This is a genomic window from Microbacterium meiriae, from assembly GCF_040702565.1.
Taxonomy (GTDB): domain Bacteria; phylum Actinomycetota; class Actinomycetes; order Actinomycetales; family Microbacteriaceae; genus Microbacterium; species Microbacterium meiriae.
The window spans coordinates 1,399,231-1,417,539 of sequence record NZ_JBFBLJ010000001.1; the positions used below are offsets into that span (position 1 = coordinate 1,399,231).

The 18,309-nt window shown below is 68.7% G+C and carries 18 protein-coding genes; 9 read left to right on the plus strand and 9 right to left on the minus strand.

Annotation, left to right across the window (positions count from 1 at the left end; all coding sequences use genetic code 11):
• Positions 1–15: 15 nt before the first annotated feature.
• From AB0310_RS06795 to rpsA, 7 genes are all read right to left on the minus strand, one after another.
• Complete coding sequence (locus tag AB0310_RS06795) at positions 16–588, minus strand: CoA-binding protein (protein WP_259954702.1); 573 nt, start codon at positions 586–588, stop codon at positions 16–18.
• Positions 585–1,889 (minus strand): O-acetylhomoserine aminocarboxypropyltransferase/cysteine synthase family protein, encoded by a 1,305-nt coding sequence (locus tag AB0310_RS06800; protein ID WP_259954704.1) that lies wholly within the window; start codon positions 1,887–1,889, stop codon positions 585–587. The genes AB0310_RS06795 and AB0310_RS06800 overlap by 4 nt, the downstream gene beginning before the upstream one ends.
• Positions 1,886–3,892 (minus strand): acetate--CoA ligase, encoded by a 2,007-nt coding sequence (gene acs, locus AB0310_RS06805; protein ID WP_522727328.1) that lies wholly within the window; start codon positions 3,890–3,892, stop codon positions 1,886–1,888. Before acs ends, AB0310_RS06800 begins: the two co-directional genes overlap by 4 nt.
• Entirely contained in the window at positions 3,883–4,740 is an 858-nt protein-coding gene (locus tag AB0310_RS06810) for an ABC transporter permease (protein WP_366236849.1), read from the minus strand. The genes acs and AB0310_RS06810 overlap by 10 nt, the downstream gene beginning before the upstream one ends.
• Positions 4,737–5,777, minus strand: coding sequence for an aliphatic sulfonate ABC transporter substrate-binding protein (locus tag AB0310_RS06815; protein WP_366236850.1), 1,041 nt, complete (start codon positions 5,775–5,777; stop codon positions 4,737–4,739). The genes AB0310_RS06810 and AB0310_RS06815 overlap by 4 nt, the downstream gene beginning before the upstream one ends.
• A complete protein-coding gene (locus tag AB0310_RS06820; RefSeq protein WP_268777365.1) occupies positions 5,774–6,622 on the minus strand; it encodes an ABC transporter ATP-binding protein in 849 nt (282 codons plus the stop codon). The genes AB0310_RS06815 and AB0310_RS06820 overlap by 4 nt, the downstream gene beginning before the upstream one ends.
• Positions 6,623–6,766: 144 nt before the next feature.
• Entirely contained in the window at positions 6,767–8,221 is a 1,455-nt protein-coding gene (rpsA, locus tag AB0310_RS06825) for a 30S ribosomal protein S1 (RefSeq protein WP_187661766.1), read from the minus strand.
• Between the two features lie 235 nt (positions 8,222–8,456).
• Between rpsA and AB0310_RS06830 the strand changes: the two genes are divergently transcribed.
• The 3 genes from AB0310_RS06830 to AB0310_RS06840 all read left to right on the plus strand — a co-directional run bounded on the left by AB0310_RS06830 (position 8,457) and on the right by AB0310_RS06840 (position 10,737).
• Positions 8,457–8,987: a hypothetical protein gene (locus AB0310_RS06830; RefSeq protein ID WP_363447330.1), complete on the plus strand. Its 531-nt coding sequence runs from the start codon at positions 8,457–8,459 to the stop codon at positions 8,985–8,987.
• Positions 8,988–9,172: 185 nt separating this feature from the next.
• Entirely contained in the window at positions 9,173–9,754 is a 582-nt protein-coding gene (locus AB0310_RS06835) for a hypothetical protein (RefSeq protein ID WP_366236851.1), read from the plus strand.
• Positions 9,755–9,786: 32 nt separating this feature from the next.
• Positions 9,787–10,737 (plus strand): 5'-3' exonuclease, encoded by a 951-nt coding sequence (locus tag AB0310_RS06840; RefSeq protein WP_366236852.1) that lies wholly within the window; start codon positions 9,787–9,789, stop codon positions 10,735–10,737.
• A gap of 12 nt (positions 10,738–10,749) precedes the next feature.
• On the opposite strand, the gene AB0310_RS06845 is transcribed toward AB0310_RS06840, so the two are convergent.
• Positions 10,750–11,736, minus strand: coding sequence for a PHP domain-containing protein (locus tag AB0310_RS06845; RefSeq protein WP_366236853.1), 987 nt, complete (start codon positions 11,734–11,736; stop codon positions 10,750–10,752).
• Positions 11,737–11,738: 2 nt separating this feature from the next.
• Positions 11,739–12,809, minus strand: a complete 1,071-nt coding sequence (trpD, locus tag AB0310_RS06850; protein ID WP_187661770.1) for an anthranilate phosphoribosyltransferase — start codon at positions 12,807–12,809, stop codon at positions 11,739–11,741.
• Positions 12,810–13,001: 192 nt separating this feature from the next.
• Here trpD and ctaE point away from each other — a divergent pair, with 192 nt between their 5' ends.
• From ctaE to AB0310_RS06880, 6 genes are all read left to right on the plus strand, one after another.
• A complete protein-coding gene (gene ctaE, locus AB0310_RS06855) occupies positions 13,002–13,655 on the plus strand; it encodes an aa3-type cytochrome oxidase subunit III (RefSeq protein WP_101845082.1) in 654 nt (217 codons plus the stop codon).
• 20 nt (positions 13,656–13,675) lie between these two features.
• On the plus strand, positions 13,676–14,476 hold the full coding sequence (gene qcrC / locus AB0310_RS06860) for a cytochrome bc1 complex diheme cytochrome c subunit (RefSeq protein ID WP_366236854.1): 801 nt from the start codon (positions 13,676–13,678) through the stop codon (positions 14,474–14,476).
• Positions 14,477–14,512: 36 nt separating this feature from the next.
• Positions 14,513–15,589, plus strand: a complete 1,077-nt coding sequence (gene qcrA, locus AB0310_RS06865; RefSeq protein ID WP_187661772.1) for a cytochrome bc1 complex Rieske iron-sulfur subunit — start codon at positions 14,513–14,515, stop codon at positions 15,587–15,589.
• Positions 15,586–17,400 (plus strand): cytochrome bc1 complex cytochrome b subunit, encoded by a 1,815-nt coding sequence (gene qcrB, locus AB0310_RS06870; protein ID WP_187661773.1) that lies wholly within the window; start codon positions 15,586–15,588, stop codon positions 17,398–17,400. Before qcrA ends, qcrB begins: the two co-directional genes overlap by 4 nt.
• A 78-nt stretch (positions 17,401–17,478) precedes the next feature.
• Positions 17,479–17,766, plus strand: a complete 288-nt coding sequence (locus AB0310_RS06875) for a Rid family hydrolase (RefSeq protein ID WP_259954718.1) — start codon at positions 17,479–17,481, stop codon at positions 17,764–17,766.
• Complete coding sequence (locus tag AB0310_RS06880) at positions 17,763–18,290, plus strand: GNAT family N-acetyltransferase (RefSeq protein WP_259954720.1); 528 nt, start codon at positions 17,763–17,765, stop codon at positions 18,288–18,290. The genes AB0310_RS06875 and AB0310_RS06880 overlap by 4 nt, the downstream gene beginning before the upstream one ends.
• Positions 18,291–18,309 lie beyond the last annotated feature (19 nt).

Below are 18,309 nucleotides of genomic sequence, written 5' to 3' on the forward strand. Positions count from 1 at the left end.
CGCGGCGCAGCCCCCTCAGCGCGCGAGCAGCTGCCGTCGGGAGCTGATCACGCCGGTGTCGAAGCCGGCGAGATGCAGTCCGCCGTGGAAGCGGGCGTGCTCGATCTTGATGCAGCGGTCCATGACGACCGAGAGGCCCGCCGCCTCGGCGAGCGCAGCGGCCTCCTCGTTCCAGGAGCCGAGCTGGAGCCACAGGGTCTTCGCCCCGCTGTCGATGGCCTCCTGCGCGACCCCCGGGAGGTCGTCGTGACGACGGAACACGTCCACGATGTCAGGCTGCACGGGCAGGGCGCTCAACGACGGGTAGACCGGCTGTCCGAGGATCTCGGTCTCCCTCGGGTTCACGAGATAGACGTCGTAGTCCGTGCTGGACAGCAGGTAGGTCGCGACGAAGTACGAGGCCCGTGACGGATTCCCGGAGGCACCGACGATCGCGATGGATCGTGCCCGGCGCAGCAGCCCGAACCGCTGCGGCTGCGAGGGTCCGGTCCACGTGCGGCCCGGTTCGACGGTGACGGGAAGCGCGCAGCTGGTCGCGTCCGTGGTCGCAGGAAGGGTGCAGGCGTCGCCGGCGGAGGTCGTGCTCATCGGTGGGCTCCCGTCGCGAGGGTGAGGGCCTGATCGAGGTCCCAGATGATGTCCTCCGCGTCCTCCAGGCCGACGGAGATGCGGATCAGGTCGGGGCGCACGCCGGCGGCGACGAGCTGTTCCTCGGTGAGCTGGCGATGCGTCGTGGAGGCCGGGTGGATGACCAGGGTGCGGGCATCGCCGATGTTGGCGAGATGGGACGCGAGCTGCAGGTTCTCGATGAACGCCTCCCCCGCAGCGCGGCCGTCCTCGGCGGCGACCCCGAACGCGAACACGGATCCCGGTCCCAGCGGCAGGTACCGGGCGGCACGCTCATGATGCGGATGGCCTTCGAGCCCTGCCCAGGTGACGTAGGACACGCGGGGGTCTGCCGCCAGCCACTCGGCGACGACCCGGGCGTTGGCGAGGTGAGCGTCGATGCGCTGGGGCAGCGTCTCCACGCCCTGCAGGAGCGTGAACGCCGACTGCGGGCTCAGCGCCGGGCCGATGTCGCGCAGCTGCTCGGAGCGCAGCTTGGTGAGGAACCCGTACTCCCCGAAGTTGCCCCACCAGGAGATGCCGCCGTAGGAGGCCACCGGTTCGGTCATCTGGGGGAACTTGCCGTTGCCCCAGTCGAAGGTGCCCTTCTCGATGACCACGCCGCCGAGGGTCGTCCCGTGACCGCCGAGGAACTTCGTGACCGAGTGGATGACGATGTCCGCCCCGTGCTCCAGCGGACGCGCGAGGTACGGGGTGGCCAGGGTGGCGTCCACGACGAGCGGCACGCCTGCCTCGTGGGCGACAGCGGCGAGACCCTCGATGTCGGCGATCTCGCCCGAGGGGTTTCCGATCATCTCGACGTAGACGACCTTGGTCTCGGGACGGACGGCCGCGGCGAAGTCAGCCGGGTCGGAGGAGCTGACGAAGGTCGTCTCCACGCCGAAGCGACGCAGTGTCACGTCGAGCTGCGTGACCGTGCCCCCGTAGAGCTGCGCCGCGGCGACGACGTGATCACCCGCGCCCACGAGGGCGGCGAACGTGATGAACTCCGCGCTCATGCCGGAGGCGGTCGCGACCGCACCGATTCCGCCCTCCAGCGAAGCCAGGCGCTCCTCCAGGGCGGCGACCGTGGGGTTGCCGATACGCGAGTAGATGTTGCCGTACTTCTGCAGCGCGAAGAGGTTTCCGGCGTCGGCCGCATCGTCGAAGACGAACGACGTCGTCTGATAGATCGGCACCGCCCTCGCCCCGGTGGCGGCGTCCGGGGTGCCCCCGGCGTGAAGGGCGCGGGTGCGGAACCCGAAACGATGGTCGTCGGTCATGATGTCCTCGATTCTGCGGCGAGAGCGCCGGCGATGTCGTCGACGGCCCAGGGGTTCTGCAGTGACGTCGTGTCGCCGAGCGCCTGCGGGGTCCGTCCCGCCCGCCGATCCTGTTCCGCGTCCCAGAGCTGCGCGAGGAGGCGGCGCATGATCTTCCCCGAGCGCGTCTTGGGCAGATCGGGCACGACGACGACGTGCTTCGGCTTCGCGACCGGACCGATCGAGCGGGCGACCTCAGCGCGCAGCGCGTGCGCGTCGATCTCCGCCCGGCCGGACGGGGTGACGAACGCCACGACCGCCTGCCCGGTGACCGGGTCCGCCACACCGGCGGACCCGGCTTCGCCGACCGTCTCGTGCGCCACGAGCGCCGACTCGATCTCGATCGTCGAGAGGCGATGACCGGAGACGTTCACGACGTCGTCGAGCCGCCCCAGGATCCAGATGAAGCCATCGGCGTCGCGGGTCGCCCCGTCTCCCGCAACGTAGTAGCCGCCGTGCGCCCCCACTCCGGCGTACGCGGACCAGTACGCGTCGCGGTAGCGCTCCGGGTTCCCCCAGACGGTCCGCGCCATCCCCGGCCACGGGCGCCGGACGACCAGGGTCCCGGATCGGCCCGGCGCCACCTCGTCACCGTTCTCGTCGACCACGGCGACGTCGATGCCCGGAAGCGGGACCGACGCGGAGCCGGGCTTCAGGGGCGTGATGCCGGGCAAGGGGGCGATCATCGCGGCACCGGTCTCCGACTGCCACCATGTGTCGATGACGGGGAGCTCATTCCGCCCGAAGTTCCGGCGGAACCACACCCAGGCCTCCGGGTTGATCGCCTCACCCACCGTGCCGAGCAGCCGCAAGCTCGACAGGTCGTGTCCGCCCGGCAGTTCGTCGCCGAACCAGGTCATGAACGTCCGGATGAGCGTCGGCGCCGTGTAGTAGACCGTCACGCCGTAGCGCTCGATGATCTCCAGGTGCCGCTCGCGACGCGGAGTGTCCGGCGTGCCCTCGTAGATGACCTGGGTGAGCCCGTTCGACAGCGGTCCGTAGATCTCGTACGTGTGCGCGGTGACCCAGGCGAGGTCGGCCGTGCACCAGTGAACGTCATCCGGTTTGGCGTCGAAGTGCGCCCAATGCGCCCAGCTCGCGTGCGTCAGGTAGCCACCGGAGGTGTGCACGAGGCCCTTCGGCTTCCCTGTCGTGCCGGAGGTGTAGATGATGAACAGCGGGTGCTCGGCATCGAAGGCCTCAGCCTGGTGCTCGCTCGGTGCCGTGTCGACGACGTCGTGCCACCACACGTCACGGCCGTCGGTCCACGGGACGACCTGTCCGGTACGACGGAGCACGAGGACGTGTTCGAGGTCCGGCAGTCCCGCAGCGGCGGCGTCGGCGGCGGACTTGACCTCGGTCGCCGTCCCCCGCCGGAACTGGCCGTCGCTGGTCACGAGCAGCTTCGCCCCGGTGTCCTCGAGCCGGAACCGCACGGCCTCCGCGGAGAACCCTCCGAAGACGAGCGAGTGGACGGCTCCGATCCGCGCGCACGCGAGCGTGACGACCACGGTCTCCACGAGCACGGGGAGGTAGATCACCACGCGATCGCCCGGTCGGATCCCGAGGTCTTCCAGCGCGTGCGCCGCCTGGGCCACACGACGCTGCAGGTCGGCGTAGGTCACCGAGATCCGGTCGCCCGGCTCCCCCTCGAAGTGGAGGGCGACCTTGTCTCCGCGTCCGGCATCGACATGCCGATCGACGCAGTTCACCGCGACGTTGAGCCGCCCGCCGAGAAACCATCGCGCCGCGGGGACCGCACCGTCGAGAGGCGGCTCCCACTCGTGCACGCGGCCCCACGGCTCGACCCAGTCCAGCCGGCGGGCCGCATCTTCCCAGAAGGCCAGAGGATCAGCGGCCGCGCGGGCATAGGCTTCTGCGGTCACGTTGGCATCGAGGAACGCGGGCGACGGAGGATAGACCCGTTCCTCCTGCAGCCGGGCCTCGGTCATCGTCACGTCCATCGCCGCAACAGGTACTTCTCCAGCAGTGCGAGCACGCCGTTGGTGATCGTGCCGAGCAGCGCCAGCAGCACGATGGAGAGCAGGATGCGGTCGACACGCCCGGTGCTCTGCGAGTCCGTCAACAGGAACCCGAGCCCCATGGACGACGCGATGAGCTCGGCGGCCACGAGGAACAGCCATGCCTGCGCGAGCGCGAGACGCAGCCCCGCGACGACGGAGGGCACGACGGCCGGGAGCTGGACCGTGCGGAACAGCGACCAGCCGTGCAGGCTGAACGAGCGTCCCGCCTCGACGAGCTGCGGGTCCACGTGACGCAGTGCCGAGGCGACCGTCGTGTAGACCGGGAAGAACGCGCCGATCGCGATGAGGGTCACCTTGGACTCCTCGCCGATCTGCATCCACAGGATCAGCAGCGGCACCCAGGCGAGCGACGGGACGGCGCGAACGGCGGCGAGGGTGGGACTGAGCAGAACGTCACCCCACCGCGAGAGTCCGACGATGCCGGCCGCGGCGAGCCCGATGACCGAGCCGATCGCGAATCCGAGCAGCACCCGCTGGACCGAGATGGCGATGTGGGTCCAGAGCTGTCCGGTCTCGGCGAGTTCCGCTCCGGCCTGGAAGACCGATCCGGGCGTCGGGAGTCGGTACGGCTCGATGAGCCCCGCCGTCGTGACCACCTGCCAGGCGATGAGGATCACGGCGGGGAGCAGGAAGCCCCCGAGGATCCGCACGACAGGCGGCAGGCCACGCCGTACTCCCCCGGGCCTCCCGCGGGGAGCACCCTTCGCGAACTCGAGCGCGTCCCGCGATTCCGCCGGGACGACCACCCGCTCCTCGAAACCGGTCACTCGCTTGCGCCCGCCTTCGTCGCGAAGGTGTCGTTGATGATGCTGGAGAGCGCCTTGTCGACCGATGCCTGACCGCCCTGCACATCGCCGGACTCGACGAGCACCGGCGCGATCTTCTCGAGAACGGCGAGCTGGTCGTCACCGGGGACGCCGCTCACGTCGAGGTTCGACCGCTCCTGGATCACCGTTGTCGCGACCTCGAGGTCGATGCCCGCGACGTCGGCGAGCAGGGCGGCCGTCTCCTCCGGGTGCTCGATCGCCCAGACGCGCGCCTCCTCGTAGGCGTCGACGACGGCCTGTGCGAGATCCGGGTGGTTGTCGATGAAGTCCTCGGTCGCGTTGAGGAAACCGTAGGTGTTGAAGTCGACGTTGCGGTAGATGAGCGTGTCGCCCGACTCCTGCTCCGCAGCGGCCATGATGGGGTCGAGACCCGCCCACGCGTCGACGGACCCGCCGTCGAGCGCGGCCCGCCCGTCCGCGTGCTGGAGGTTCTGCACCTCGACGTCCGCGAGCGACAGCCCACCCTCCTCCAGCGCCTGGAGGAGGAAGAAGTACGGGTCGGTGCCCTTGGTGGCCGCGACGGACGCGCCCTTGAGATCCTCCACCGACGTGATGTCGCTGTCGGGACCGACGACGATGGCCGACCACTCGGGCTGGGAGTAGATGTCGATGACCTGGATGGGGGAACCGTTGGCGCGAGCGAGCAGCGCGGCCGAGCCCGCCGTCGAACCCACGTCGACCGAGCCGGAACGCAGCAGCTCGTTGGCCTTGTTGGACCCGGCGGACTGCACCCATTCGACGGTCACGTCGTCGCCGAGGATGTCCTCGAGGATGCCCTGGTCGCGGATCACGAGACTGAGCGGGTTGTAGGTAGCGAAGTCGATGGACAGCGTGTCGGCGGACCACTCGCCGCTCCCGGCGGGCGTGGACTCGGCGTCGGCCGTCGCGTTCTCGCCGGCGACGCAGCCGGTGGCGACGAGCATCATCGTCCCGGCGACGGCGATCGCAGGGATGATGCGGCGGGTGATGGTGCTCATCGGTTCTCCTCGGGGGTGTGGTGGTGCGTGTCGACGCCGAGCCCTTCGAGGAGCTCGGCGCGCAGGTCGGCGAGGCCGCGGTCGGCGCGGTCTCGGGGGCGGATGCCGGGGACGTCGACCGTCCGCGCGACGGACGACTCGTCGTCTCCCGCGCCGACGGTGCGCAGCAGCAGCACGCGGTCGGCGAGGTAGAGGGCCTCCTCCACGTCGTGGGTCACGAGCAGCACCGTGGTGGGCTCGGCGGCGTGGATCTTGAGCAGCAGGTCGTGCATGCGCAGACGGGTGAGGGCGTCGAGCGCGCCGAACGGCTCGTCCAGCAGCAGAACCCCGGGGTTGCGGGCGAGAGCGCGGGCGAGCGAGGCGCGCTGGGCCATGCCGCCGGAGACCTCACGAGGGCGCTGGTCGGCGGCATGCTCCAGTCCGACGAGTTGCAGCAGCTCACGCACACGTGTCCGTCCGGCGACCCGGCCGGTGCCGCGCGGCAGTCCCAGTTCGACATTCTGGGCGAGCGTGCGCCATGGAAGCAGCCGCGGCTCCTGGAACGCGACAGCGGTGCGCTCGTCCACGTCGGCGACGCCCGAACCGTCGAGCCGGATCGTGCCCGTGGTGGGAGCGTCGAGGCCGCCGATGAGGCGCAGCAACGTGGACTTCCCACACCCTGACGGGCCGACGACGGCGACGATCTCCCCGGCGGCGATGTCGAGGTCGATGCCGCGGAGCACCTCTCGCCGGCCCTGCGCGAGCGGGAACGAGCGCGCGATGCCGTCGAGGCGGACGGGCTGCGCGGAACCCGACACCTTCGGGGCCTCGGCAGTGCGCGACGCAGCGGGCAGGAGGACGGTCATGTCCCCATCGTGTCGGAGGCGCTGGATTGTTACGAATGCGGCCGTAACGTTGCGTCACGCAGCGATTTCCGGGGGTTCCGGGCATGCGAAAAGGGCCGTCACACCCGCCGTGAAGCGGGGTGACGACCCTTTTCGGAGTGTTACTTAGGAGTTGCCGCCCGAGAGCTTCTCGCGCAGAGCCGCGAGAGCCTCGTCGTCGGCGAGCGTGCCGGCGCCGGCCGTCTCGCTCGAGAAGGACTGGCCGCCGAAGTCGTCGCCGGCCGCAGCCTCGGCCTCGGCCGCCTTCGCGACCTGAGCCTTGTGCGCCTCCCAGCGAGCCTGGGCCGCAGCGTACTCCTGCTCCCATGCCTCGCGCTGGGCGTCGAAGCCTTCCTTCCACGCACCGGTCTCGGCGTCGAAGCCCTCCGGGTACTTGTACTCGCCGTTCTCGTCGTACTCGGCGAGCATGCCGTACAGGGCCGGGTCGAACTCGGTGCCGTTGGGGTCGACCGACTCGTTGGCCTGCTTCAGCGACAGCGAGATGCGACGACGCTCGAGGTCGATGTCGATGACCTTGACGAAGACCTCTTCGCCGACGGAAACGACCTGCTCGGCCAGCTCGACGTGCTTGCTGGAGAGCTCGGAGATGTGGACGAGGCCCTCGATGCCGTCTGCGACGCGGACGAACGCACCGAACGGAACAAGCTTGGTGACCTTACCCGGCGTGACCTGACCGATCGCGTGGGTGCGGGCGAAGACCTGCCACGGGTCCTCCTGCGTCGCCTTCAGCGACAGGGAGACGCGCTCGCGGTCGAGGTCGACCTCGAGGATCTCGACGGTGACCTCCTGGCCCACCTCGACGACCTCGGAGGCGTGCTCGATGTGCTTCCAGGACAGCTCGGAGACGTGCACGAGGCCGTCCACGCCGCCCAGGTCGACGAACGCACCGAAGTTGACGATCGACGACACGACACCCTTGCGGACCTGACCCTTGTGCAGGTTGTTCAGGAACGTGGTGCGCGACTCCGACTGCGTCTGCTCGAGGAGCGCACGGCGGCTGAGGACGACGTTGTTGCGGTTCTTGTCGAGCTCGAGGATCTTCGCCTCGATCTCCTGGCCGAGGTACGGCGTGAGGTCGCGGACGCGGCGCAGCTCGATGAGCGAGGCCGGGAGGAAGCCACGGAGGCCGATGTCGACGATGAGTCCACCCTTGACGACCTCGATGACCGTACCGGTGACGACGCCGTCGTTCTCCTTGATCTTCTCGACGTCTCCCCAGGCGCGCTCGTACTGCGCACGCTTCTTGGAGAGGATCAGGCGGCCTTCCTTGTCCTCCTTCTGGAGGACGAGGGCCTCGACCTCGTCGCCGACCTTGACGACCTCGTTGGGGTCGACGTCGTGCTTGATCGAGAGCTCGCGCGAGGGGATGACACCCTCGGTCTTGTAGCCGACATCGAGCAGGACCTCATCGCGGTCGATCTTGACGATCGTGCCTTCGATGATGTCGCCGTCGTTGAAGAACTTCAGGGTCTTCTCGACCGCGGCCAGGAAGTCCTCAGCAGATCCGATGTCGTTGATGGCGACCTGCTTGGTGGCCGGGGCGGTCGTTGCGGTAGTCATGTAGTGGGTTGTCCTTGTGAATGGATACTCGGGCTGCGGAGCATGACCGCGCACGGTCGGGATGTGCTTCGCAGCAGGTGGATTGTGGTGTGTTCGTCACCTGGGCATGCGTGTACACGCCACGAGTGACAGTTCAGGCTACCAGAAGTTGCCGCCCTATGAAGGAGCCGATTCCTCGCAGCCGCTCTGTGGATAACGTCGGCAGCGAGCTCGGCATTCCGCATACGGTGGCCCGGTGATCTCGCCCACCGCTTTCCGCCTGCTCGCCACGCTGGCAGTCGGCGTCTCGATGCTCTCCGGGTGTACCCCCACTCCGGAGCCCACGCCGACTCCCTCCCCCGCGTTCTCGTCCGAAGAAGAGGCCTTCGCCGCCGCCGAGGCCACCTTCTCCGAATACACCGCCGCCACCAACAGGACCGACCTGCAAGAACCGGCCACTTTCGAAGACGTCTACATCTGGCTAACCGGTGATGCGGCGACCTCAGCCAGGGAGAACTACAGCCGGCTTCAGGCAGAAGGCATCACCCGCTCAGGCGACTCCGCTTTCGACCGAATGACACTGCAGGAGTACAAAGCTGGCCAGGTGATGGCTCATCTATGCCTGGACGTCTCCAAGGTGGCCTTGGTCCGACCTGACGGCACATCAGCCGTCCCAGCTGACCGGCCACCGCGCCAGCCCGTGAACGTCGTTTTCGTCGCCGCTGCGACAGACACAGGGCTAGCAATCTCTTCGGTAGTCGGATCGGAGACGTTCCAATGCGACTGATGAGCGCTGCAGTCATCTCAGCTCTTCTGATAGTGATACCGATGTTTCGCGGACTCTCCAACGACCCGCCCCCGCAGGCCGGCTTTGACAGTACTTGGACGGCATCCCGCAATGGCGCTCTTGCTATCCGGGCTCAGCAGGAACAGCCCGGCCCCTCCAGTTCAGTCCCGACGGACCGTCAGACCTTGCCCGCACCGGAGCAGGAGCACGAGGCGTGCCGGACCGACACGGTGCTGAGCCGGTCGTGCGGGATGTACGCGGTGCGGGTGACGGAGGAGTCCGGGACGCCGCTCACGATCGAGGATGTCGCGCAGTTCGCACCCGCCCCCGTGACCACGACGGCCGAGCCGGGCAACGTGGGCGTCGTGGGGATGCCGACCAACTTCGTGGCGACCGTCGCCGCACACACGGCGACCGGCACACTCCTCGACCGGCCCGTGACGGTGCGTTTCACGCCCGTTCGCGTCGTCTTCGACCACGGCGACGGCACGACGGCGGTGACGCCCGACGGCGGTCGCACCTGGTCGACGCTCGGGCAGGCGCCGTTCACGCCCACCGAGACGAGCCATACCTATACGCGACGGGGCACCTATTCGACGAGGACCACGGTCGCGTACACGGCGCAGGTCGACGTCGGCGGCGGCTGGTTCGCGGTTCCCGGTGAGCTGTCGATAGACGGAGCGTCCCGGGACATCCGCATCTACGAGGCGACCACCGCGCTCGTGGCGCGGACGTGTGAGGAACGACCCGCGGCGGTCGGCTGCTGAGCGCCCGATGGGACACGCTCTACCCTGAATCCATGACCCGCGCCGAACGCCTCATGCTGCTCGACACCGCCAGCCTCTACTTCCGCGCGTTCTACGGGGTGCCCGACAAGGTCACAGCCCCGGACGGGTCCCCGATCAACGCCGCACGCGGCCTGCTGGACATGATCGCCAAGCTGGTGACGACCTACCAGCCGACCCACGTCGTGGCGTGCTGGGATGACGACTGGCGTCCGCAGTGGAGGGTCGACCTCATCCCCAGCTACAAGACGCACCGCGTGGTCGAGGTCGTGGCCGGCGCGCCGGACGTCGAGGAGGTCCCCGACCCGCTGGAGGCGCAGATCCCCTTGATCCGGGAGACGCTCGCCGCCATCGGCATCCCCATCGTCGGCGTCGCCGAGCATGAGGCGGACGATGTGATCGGCACCCTCGCGACGAACGCGACGATGCCTGTCGACATCGTGACCGGCGATCGCGACCTCTTCCAGCTCGTCGACGACGCCCGGGACGTCCGGGTGATCTACACGGCCCGCGGCATGAGCAATCTCGAACTCGTCACGGACGCGACGGTCGTCACGAAGTACGGTGTCCTGCCGACGCAGTACGCGGACTTCGCGACGATGCGCGGGGACGCGTCGGATGGGCTCCCCGGTGTCGCCGGCATCGGCGAGAAGACGGCCGCCACGCTCCTGCAGAAGCACGGCGATCTGCTCGGTATCCGCGAGGCCGCGGACGCGGGTGAGGGCATGAGCGCGGGCATCCGCGCGAAGATCCTCGACGCGCAGGCCTACCTGGACGTCGCTCCGACCGTCGTCGCCGTCGCCACGTCGCTCCCGATCACCGCCCCGGGTGTCGCCCTGCATGCCCTCACGCCGGACGAGGCCGAGGCGGCCACGGCCCTCGCCGAGCGCTGGAACCTCGGCAGCTCCATGGCCCGCGCCGTCACCGCGGTCACCGAGGCGGCGAAGGCGATCGCGGACGCCTGACGAGGGCGCCCGTCACTCCGCCCAGGCGAGCAGACGCGACAGGCCCCACGTGGTGACGATGCGTGATGCCGGCACCCCGGCACGCTCCGCCCGCTCGGCTCCGTGGTCCAGGAGCGACAACTGGCCGGGGGCGTGTGCGTCGGAATCGATGGAGAACAGGCAACCGGCGTCGAGCGCGATCGCGATGAGCTCGTCCGGCGGATCCTGACGCTCGGGACGGGAGTTGATCTCCACGGCGACCCCGTTCTCCGCACAGGCCGCGAAGACGGCGGCGGCGTCGAAGGCCGAAGGCGGGCGCGTGCCACGGTCCCCCTGCACGAGACGACCCGTGCAATGCCCGAGGACGTTCACCCGCGGATGCGACACCGCGGCGATCATCCGCTTCGTCATCGCCCGGCCGTCCATGCGCAGCTTCGAGTGCACGGAGGCGACGACCACATCCAGCTCAGCGAGCACGGCGTCGTCCTGATCGAGGGCGCCGTCTTCGAGGATGTCCACCTCGATGCCGGCGAGCAACGTGAATTCGTCCCCCGACTGCGCCCGCACCTGCGGGATCTGCTCACGCAGCCGTTCCACCGAGAGACCTCGGGCCACGCGGAGGCGCGGCGAATGATCCGTGATGGCCTGGTACTCGTGCCCCTGCGCGCGGGCTGCGGCGGCCATCACCTCGATGGAGGTCGTCCCGTCCGACCACTCGGTGTGAGCGTGCAGGTCCCCGCGCAGCTTTCCACGGAGCGCAGACACCCGCTCAGGCTCGACGTCCCCGCGCAGTTCGATCAGATACTCCGGCACGTCGCCGGCCTGAGCCTGCCGGATGACGGCGAAGGTCGACTCGCCGATGCCCTTGGCCGCCCGAAGACGCGTCGGGTCGTCCTGCACATCGGCAGGGAGGTCCTGGAATGTCGCGGCCGCCTGACGGAAGGCCTTGGCCCGGTAGCGCGACGCCCGCTCCCGCTCCAGCAGCGAGGCGATCTCGAGCAGCGCGTCGACCGGATCCATGGTCACTCCTGAGGGGCCGCCAGCTCGCGGCTCACGCCGATCCACTGGTCGAGCTTGGCCAGTGCACTCCCGTCGTCCACGGCAGCGGATGCACGGGCGAGCCCGTCGCGGAGGCGCTCGAGGATCGGCCGCTGCACCTGGGTCGCGTCCTGGGAGAGCTCGAAGGCGACGATCCCGGCGGCGGCGTTCAGGAGCACGATGTCCCGGACGGGCCCCTGCTCCCCCGCGAGCGTCCGCCGGAGCACGTCCGCGTTGTGGGCGGGAGACCCGCCGATGAGGTCGGACAGGTCGGCGAGGGGGATGCCCAGGTCGCGCGGGTCGAGATCGTGTTCATGGATGTCCCCGCGGGTGACCTCCCAGATCCTGCTGTGCCCTGTGGTCGTCAGCTCGTCCAGGCCGTCGTCGCCGCGGAACACCAGCGCCGTGGCCCCCCGCGTGCGGAAAACGCCGGTGATCAGCGGCACCCGCTCCATCTGTGCCACGCCGACCGCGTTCGCCTCCGCGCGCGCCGGGTTGCACAGCGGACCGAGCATGTTGAACACGGTCGGCACGCCGAGCTGCGACCGGACGGCACCCGCGTGCTTGAACCCGGGATGGAAGGCCCCGGCCCAGGCGAAGGTGATGCCTGTCCGGTCGAGGATCGAGGCGACGGCCGCCGGGTCGAGCGAGAGCTCGAGGCCGAGCGCACCGAGGACGTCGGAGGAGCCGGACGCGGAACTCGCCGCCCGATTCCCGTGCTTGACCACCGGGATGCCTGTCGCGCCGATGATCACGGCCGCCGTCGTCGAGACGTTCACCGTACCCACGCGGTCCCCACCCGTGCCGACGATGTCCAGCACATTCGGGGAGACCGGAAGCGGCACGGCCGCTTCGAGGATGGCGTCACGGAAGCCGACGATCTCATCGATCGTCTCGCCCTTCGCGCGCAGCGCCACGAGGAACCCCGCGAGCTGCGCCTCGGAGACCCCACCCTGCATGATCTGCCGCATGGCCCAGGTGGACTCCCAGACGCTGAGGTCGCGACGCTCCAGGAGAGAGGTGAGCACGTCGGACCAGGTCAGGGAATCAGCCATGTGTGCGATCCTATCGGCGCGGAGAAAACGTGCAGTGCGATCCGAGCGGGCGCGCAGACACCGAACGTGCGGCGTTTCCCGCGTATTCACCGGGTATTCGCAGTGTTTTCTTAGGGTCCCCTAAGTCACCGACGGGCGAATCGAGGGCCGGGGGTGCAAGAATCACGCTCGCGGATCGGCCATAATGGAAGGGTGACGACCTCAGCGACGTATGCCCCGGCGGCGAGAACCATCAAGCGGCCCAACCCGGTAGCTGTCGGCACCATTGTGTGGCTCGGCAGCGAGGTGATGTTCTTCGCGGGACTCTTCGCGATCTACTTCACCCTCCGCAGCACCTCACCCGAGCTGTGGGCCGACCGTACCGAGCTCCTGAACGTCCCCTTCGCGGCAGTGAACACGGCGATCCTCGTGCTCTCCTCGTTCACCTGCCAGATGGGTGTGTTCGCGGCGGAGGACCTGCAGCCGTACAAGATCGGCAAGGGACAGAAGAACGGCGCCGGCCGCCGTCGCCTGTTCGGCTGGGGCATGGTCGAGTGGTTCTTCCTCACCTTCGCCCTGGGCGCGATCTTCGTCTCCGGCCAGGTCTGGGAGTACGCACAGCTGGTCGCGGAGGGCATGCCCATCCAGGCTGACGCCTACGCCTCGGCCTTCTACCTGACCACCGGCTTCCACGCCCTCCACGTCACCGGCGGACTCGTCGCGTTCCTCCTGGTGATCGGCCGCGCGTACGCCGTCAAGAACTTCCGGCACAAGGAGGCGACCTCCTCGATCGTGGTGTCCTACTACTGGCACTTCGTCGACGTCGTCTGGATCGTGCTGTTCTTCGTTATCTACTTCCTGAAATAAGAGCGGAGCTGATCCCCGAGATGGTACGAGAGAAGAAGCGCCGTTCGAGCGGTCGTCGCAGCCCACTGGCGGCGGCCGCGCTCATCGGAGCAGGCCTCATGATCACCGGCGCTGTGTACGCGGGTGCGACCGCGGCATTCGCCGCCAACGACGCGCCCACGGCATCGACGCAGCTGACGGTCGAGGACGGCGAGAAGCTGTTCACGGCCAACTGCGCTACCTGCCACGGCCTCGACCTGGAGGGCACCCCCAACGGCCCGAGCCTCTACGGCGTCGGCGAGCTCGCGGTGGAGTTCCAGGTGTCGACCGGCCGCATGCCGCTGCAGATGCAGGGACCGCAGGCCCCGCAGAAGGAGCCGCAGTTCACCGAGGAGCAGATCCTCGCGATGGCGGCCTACGTGCAGTCCGAGGCCCCCGGACCGGAGTTCCCCTCCGAGAAGATCCTCGACGGCGAGGGCGACGTGGCGCACGGCGCCGAGCTCTTCCGCGTCAACTGCGCGATGTGCCACAACGTGGCCGCCGCCGGTGGCGCACTGACCGAGGGCAAGTACGCTCCGGCGATCACCGAGACCAGCGCGCTGCACATCTACGCCGCCATGGTCACCGGCCCGCAGAACATGCCGGTCTTCGGCGACATGAACCTGTCCGACGAGGACAAGCGCGACATCATCTCGGCTCTGCTCTTCCAGCAGCAGTCCGTCCAGATCGGCGGCTTCTCCCTCGGCTCGCTCGGACCGGTCTCCGAGGGCCTGTTCGTGTGGATCTTCGGTATCGGCGCTCTGGTCGCCATCACCGTGTGGATCACGGCGAAGTCCAACTGACGCTTATTCATCGAAGAGGAACGTACGAGGAGCACCATGGCACACGACGACGACTCGCAGGCTCTTGACAGGGCCTACCAGCCCTCTCCGGGGCTGGGTGTCGCAGTCAGCGATCCCGTGCAGAACCCCGGTCTTCCGCCGCACCGCGAGCGGATGACCGACAAGGACCCGCGCGCCGAGAAGACCGCGGTCCGCACCGTCTACACGCTGTTCTACCTGTCCCTCGCCGGGAGCATCTGGGCGGTCGCCGCCTACATGCTGTTCCCGATCGAGAGCGGCGCGCTCATCGACATCCGTCAGAACAACCTCTTCATCGGTCTCGGCATCGCGCTCGCGCTGCTGGCCCTCGGAATCGGTGCCATCCACTGGTCCAAGGCGCTGATGTCCGACAAGGAGTTCATCGAGCACCGCCACCCCACCCGGGGCAAGGACTCCACGCGTGAGGCCGCCATCAAGGCGTTCTCCGACGCGAACGAGGAGTCCGGGTTCGGACGCCGCACGATGATCCGCAACTCGCTGTTCGCCGCGATCGTGGCGTCGATCATCCCCGGCGTGACGCTGTTCCGCGGCCTCGCTCCGCACTCGACGCCGGACGACCCCACCGCGGGCGACCCGGTCGCGCTGCTGAAGCACACGATGTGGGACGAGGGCATGCGCCTGGTGCGCGACCCGGACGGCACCCCCATCCGCGCAGCGGACGTGACGCTCGGCTCCGCCTTCCACGTCATCCCCGAGGACCTCGCGGAGCTCGGGCACGACGAGGGCTACCTCGAGGAGAAGGCCAAGGCCATCGTGCTGATGATGCGCCTCCGCCCCGAGCAGCTCACTGAGGCCGAGGACCGCAAGGACTGGTCCTACGACGGCATCGTCGCCTACTCCAAGGTCTGCACGCACGTCGGCTGCCCCGTCGCGCTGTACGAGCAGCAGACCCACCACCTGCTGTGCCCGTGCCACCAGTCGCAGTTCGACGTCACGGACCACGCGAAGGTCATCTTCGGCCCGGCCGCCCGGCCGCTGCCCCAGCTGCCCATCACCGTGGACGACGAGGGCTACCTCATCGCACGCAGCGACTTCACCGAACCCGTCGGCCCGAGCTTCTGGGAGCGCCATTGAGCACCGCAACGCTGTCCAAGGACGAGAAGGACACCAAGGCGCCTCTCGGCGGCCGTTTCGTCGGCGCCGCGTCGAACTACATCGATGAGCGCACCAGCCTCTCGGGCTTCGTCAAGGAGCTCGGTCGCAAGATCTTCCCCGACCACTGGTCGTTCATGCTCGGTGAGATCGCGCTCTGGAGCTTCGTCGTCGTGTTCCTCTCCGGAACCTTCCTGACGTTCTTCTTCCAGGCCTCCATGGTGGAGACCCACTACACCGGCGCATACGCCCCCATGCGCGGCATCGCGATGTCGTCGGCCCTCGAGTCGACGCTGCACATCTCGTTCGACCTCCGCGGCGGTCTGCTGGTCCGCCAGATCCACCACTGGGCCGCGCTGGTGTTCATCGCCGGAATCGGTGTGCACATGCTCCGCGTGTTCTTCACGGGTGCGTTCCGCAAGCCGCGCGAGCTCAACTGGGTGATCGGCTTCGTGCTGTTCATCCTCGCGATGGCGGAGGGCTTCACCGGCTACTCGCTCCCCGACGACCTGCTCTCGGGTAACGGCCTCCGGATCATCGACGGCATGATCAAGGGTCTCCCGCTGATCGGCACCTGGACCTCGTTCCTCCTCTTCGGCGGCGAGTTCCCCGGTACCGACATCGTCGGACGCCTGTACACCCTGCACATCCTGCTGCTGCCGATGCTGGTCATCGCCTTCATCGCCGTGCACCTGATGCTCATGATCATCAACAAGCACACGCAGTTCGCCGGCCCCGGCCGGACGAACGACAACGTCGTGGGCTACCCGATGATGCCGGTCTACATGTCCAAGATGGGCGGCTACCTGTTCATCGTCTTCGGCACCATCGTGCTGATCGCGACGTTCTTCCAGATCAACCCGATCTGGAACTACGGACCGTACGACCCCTCCCCCGTCTCGGCGGGTACGCAGCCCGACTGGTACATCGGCTTCGCGGACGGCGCGCTCCGTCTGGCGCCGTCGAACTGGGACATCGTGTTCCTCGACCACACCTGGTCGTTCGGCATCCTGGCCCCGGTCGCCGTGCTCGGCCTGTTCATCGTCATCGTCGCGATCTACCCCTTCATCGAGGCGTGGGTCACCGGTGACAAGCGTGAGCACCACATCGCCCAGCGCCCGCGCAACGCGGCCACCCGCACCGCGATCGGCGTCGCCGGCGTCATCTTCTACGCGGTCCTGTGGGCGGCGGCCTCGTCCGACCTCATCGCGACGCACTTCATGCTCACCATGGAGGGTGTGATCCACACGCTGCAGGCGCTGCTGTTCCTCGGCCCGATCATCGGCTACTTCGTCACGAAGCGCATCTGCATCGCGCTCCAGAAGAAGGACCGCGAGATCGTCCTGCACGGCTTCGAGTCGGGCCGCATCGTGCGTCTCCCCGGCGGCGAGTTCATCGAGGTGCACCAGCCGGTCGACAAGTACGACCGCTGGAAGCTCATCGACATCGACGGTTACGAGCCGCTCGTCGTCCGTCCGAACGCGAAGGGCCGCATCCCGTGGACGGAGAACCTCCGCTCGGCGATGTCGCGTTGGTTCTTCGAGGATCGCCTCGCCCCGCTCACGCAGGCCGAGATCGATGCCGCGGACGCTCACCAGCACCACGTCACCGAGGGCAACGAGGCGGCGGAGGTCGCAGAGATCCAGGGCGCTCATGAGCGTGCCGGCTTCCCCGACGCCCCGCTCACTGTCGACGAGACGCACGTCGATGAGACTCCGAACACGCCCAGCACGGTGATCTCCACCGAGCCGGTCAAGAAGCCTCGGAAGAAGAAGTCGGAGGACGACGAGTAATCGTCACCCCCCCTCGTGAAGGCCCCGTCCGCTCGGACGGGGCCTTCGTCGTCTTCGCCCCGATGAGAGGATCGAATCATGTCATCCGTCGTCCGTCTCCTCCACGCACCCCAGCTCGCCGATGCCCCCGACGCCTATGCAGCCACCGCACCCGCGGACGCCCGTCTCGTCTTCCTCGCCGGAGCCTGCCCCCTCGAGGATGACGGCACGGCCACGGCTCCGGGCGACGACGCAGCGCGGGCCGCGGGGTGCGTGGAGACCGTGGAGCAGGCTCTCCAGGCCGCCGGCGCCACCCTGATGGATGTCATCAGTACGCGGGTCCTGGTGGCCTCTTCCGCGCAGCGCGAGCTCGTCACCGCCCGATGAGGCCACTCATCCGGTTCGCGACCGCCGCCGACCACGTCGTTCTCGAAGAGCTCGAGCGCGCCGCCGACCTCATCCTGATCGAGCGTTTCGGGGCGCGGTCGTGGCCACCCCCCACCTCGAACGAGGAACGCCAGGATGCCCCGGGGTTCGTCCTGGTGGCGGCTCTCCCCTCCCCCGCCGACGAGCATGCCGGCGATCCCGCGACGCCCGTCGGCTTCGCGCACGTCCTCGAGGTGGACGGGGAGGCGCACCTGGAGCAGCTCTCCGTGCGCCCGGAGCACGCCCGCCGCGGCGTCGGACGCGCGCTGGTGGTGGCCGCGCAGGAGGAGGCGCGACGTCGAGGCCATCGGCGCCTCACCTTGCGCACCTACGCGGACGTGCCGTGGAACGCCCCCTTCTACGCCCGGTGCGGCTTCGAGGAGTCCGCGCCGGACACCGACTTCCTGCGCGCGCTCGTCGGCGTCGAAGAACGGCTGAACCTCTCCGTCCACGGCCGACGGATCCAGATGACCGCACCGCTCTGAGGAGGATCGGCAGGATTCG

Excerpts from the sequence above, each read along its gene's own strand:
- AB0310_RS06845 (WP_366236853.1), bottom strand. The coding sequence starts at position 11,736 with ATGGATCCGGTCGACGCGCTGCTCGAGATCGCCTCGCTGCTGGAGCGG.
- AB0310_RS06840 (WP_366236852.1), top strand. The coding sequence starts at position 9,787 with ATGACCCGCGCCGAACGCCTCATGCTGCTCGACACCGCCAGCCTCTAC.
- qcrA (WP_187661772.1), top strand. The coding sequence starts at position 14,513 with ATGGCACACGACGACGACTCGCAGGCTCTTGACAGGGCCTACCAGCCC.
- AB0310_RS06815 (WP_366236850.1), bottom strand. The coding sequence starts at position 5,777 with ATGAGCACCATCACCCGCCGCATCATCCCTGCGATCGCCGTCGCCGGG.
- AB0310_RS06880 (WP_259954720.1), top strand. The coding sequence starts at position 17,763 with ATGAGGCCACTCATCCGGTTCGCGACCGCCGCCGACCACGTCGTTCTC.
- AB0310_RS06820 (WP_268777365.1), bottom strand. The coding sequence starts at position 6,622 with ATGACCGTCCTCCTGCCCGCTGCGTCGCGCACTGCCGAGGCCCCGAAG.
- rpsA (WP_187661766.1), bottom strand. The coding sequence starts at position 8,221 with ATGACTACCGCAACGACCGCCCCGGCCACCAAGCAGGTCGCCATCAAC.
- AB0310_RS06800 (WP_259954704.1), bottom strand. The coding sequence starts at position 1,889 with ATGACCGACGACCATCGTTTCGGGTTCCGCACCCGCGCCCTTCACGCC.
- acs (WP_522727328.1), bottom strand. The coding sequence starts at position 3,892 with ATGGACGTGACGATGACCGAGGCCCGGCTGCAGGAGGAACGGGTCTAT.
- AB0310_RS06795 (WP_259954702.1), bottom strand. The coding sequence starts at position 588 with ATGAGCACGACCTCCGCCGGCGACGCCTGCACCCTTCCTGCGACCACG.
- AB0310_RS06875 (WP_259954718.1), top strand. The coding sequence starts at position 17,479 with ATGTCATCCGTCGTCCGTCTCCTCCACGCACCCCAGCTCGCCGATGCC.
- qcrC (WP_366236854.1), top strand. The coding sequence starts at position 13,676 with ATGGTACGAGAGAAGAAGCGCCGTTCGAGCGGTCGTCGCAGCCCACTG.
- trpD (WP_187661770.1), bottom strand. The coding sequence starts at position 12,809 with ATGGCTGATTCCCTGACCTGGTCCGACGTGCTCACCTCTCTCCTGGAG.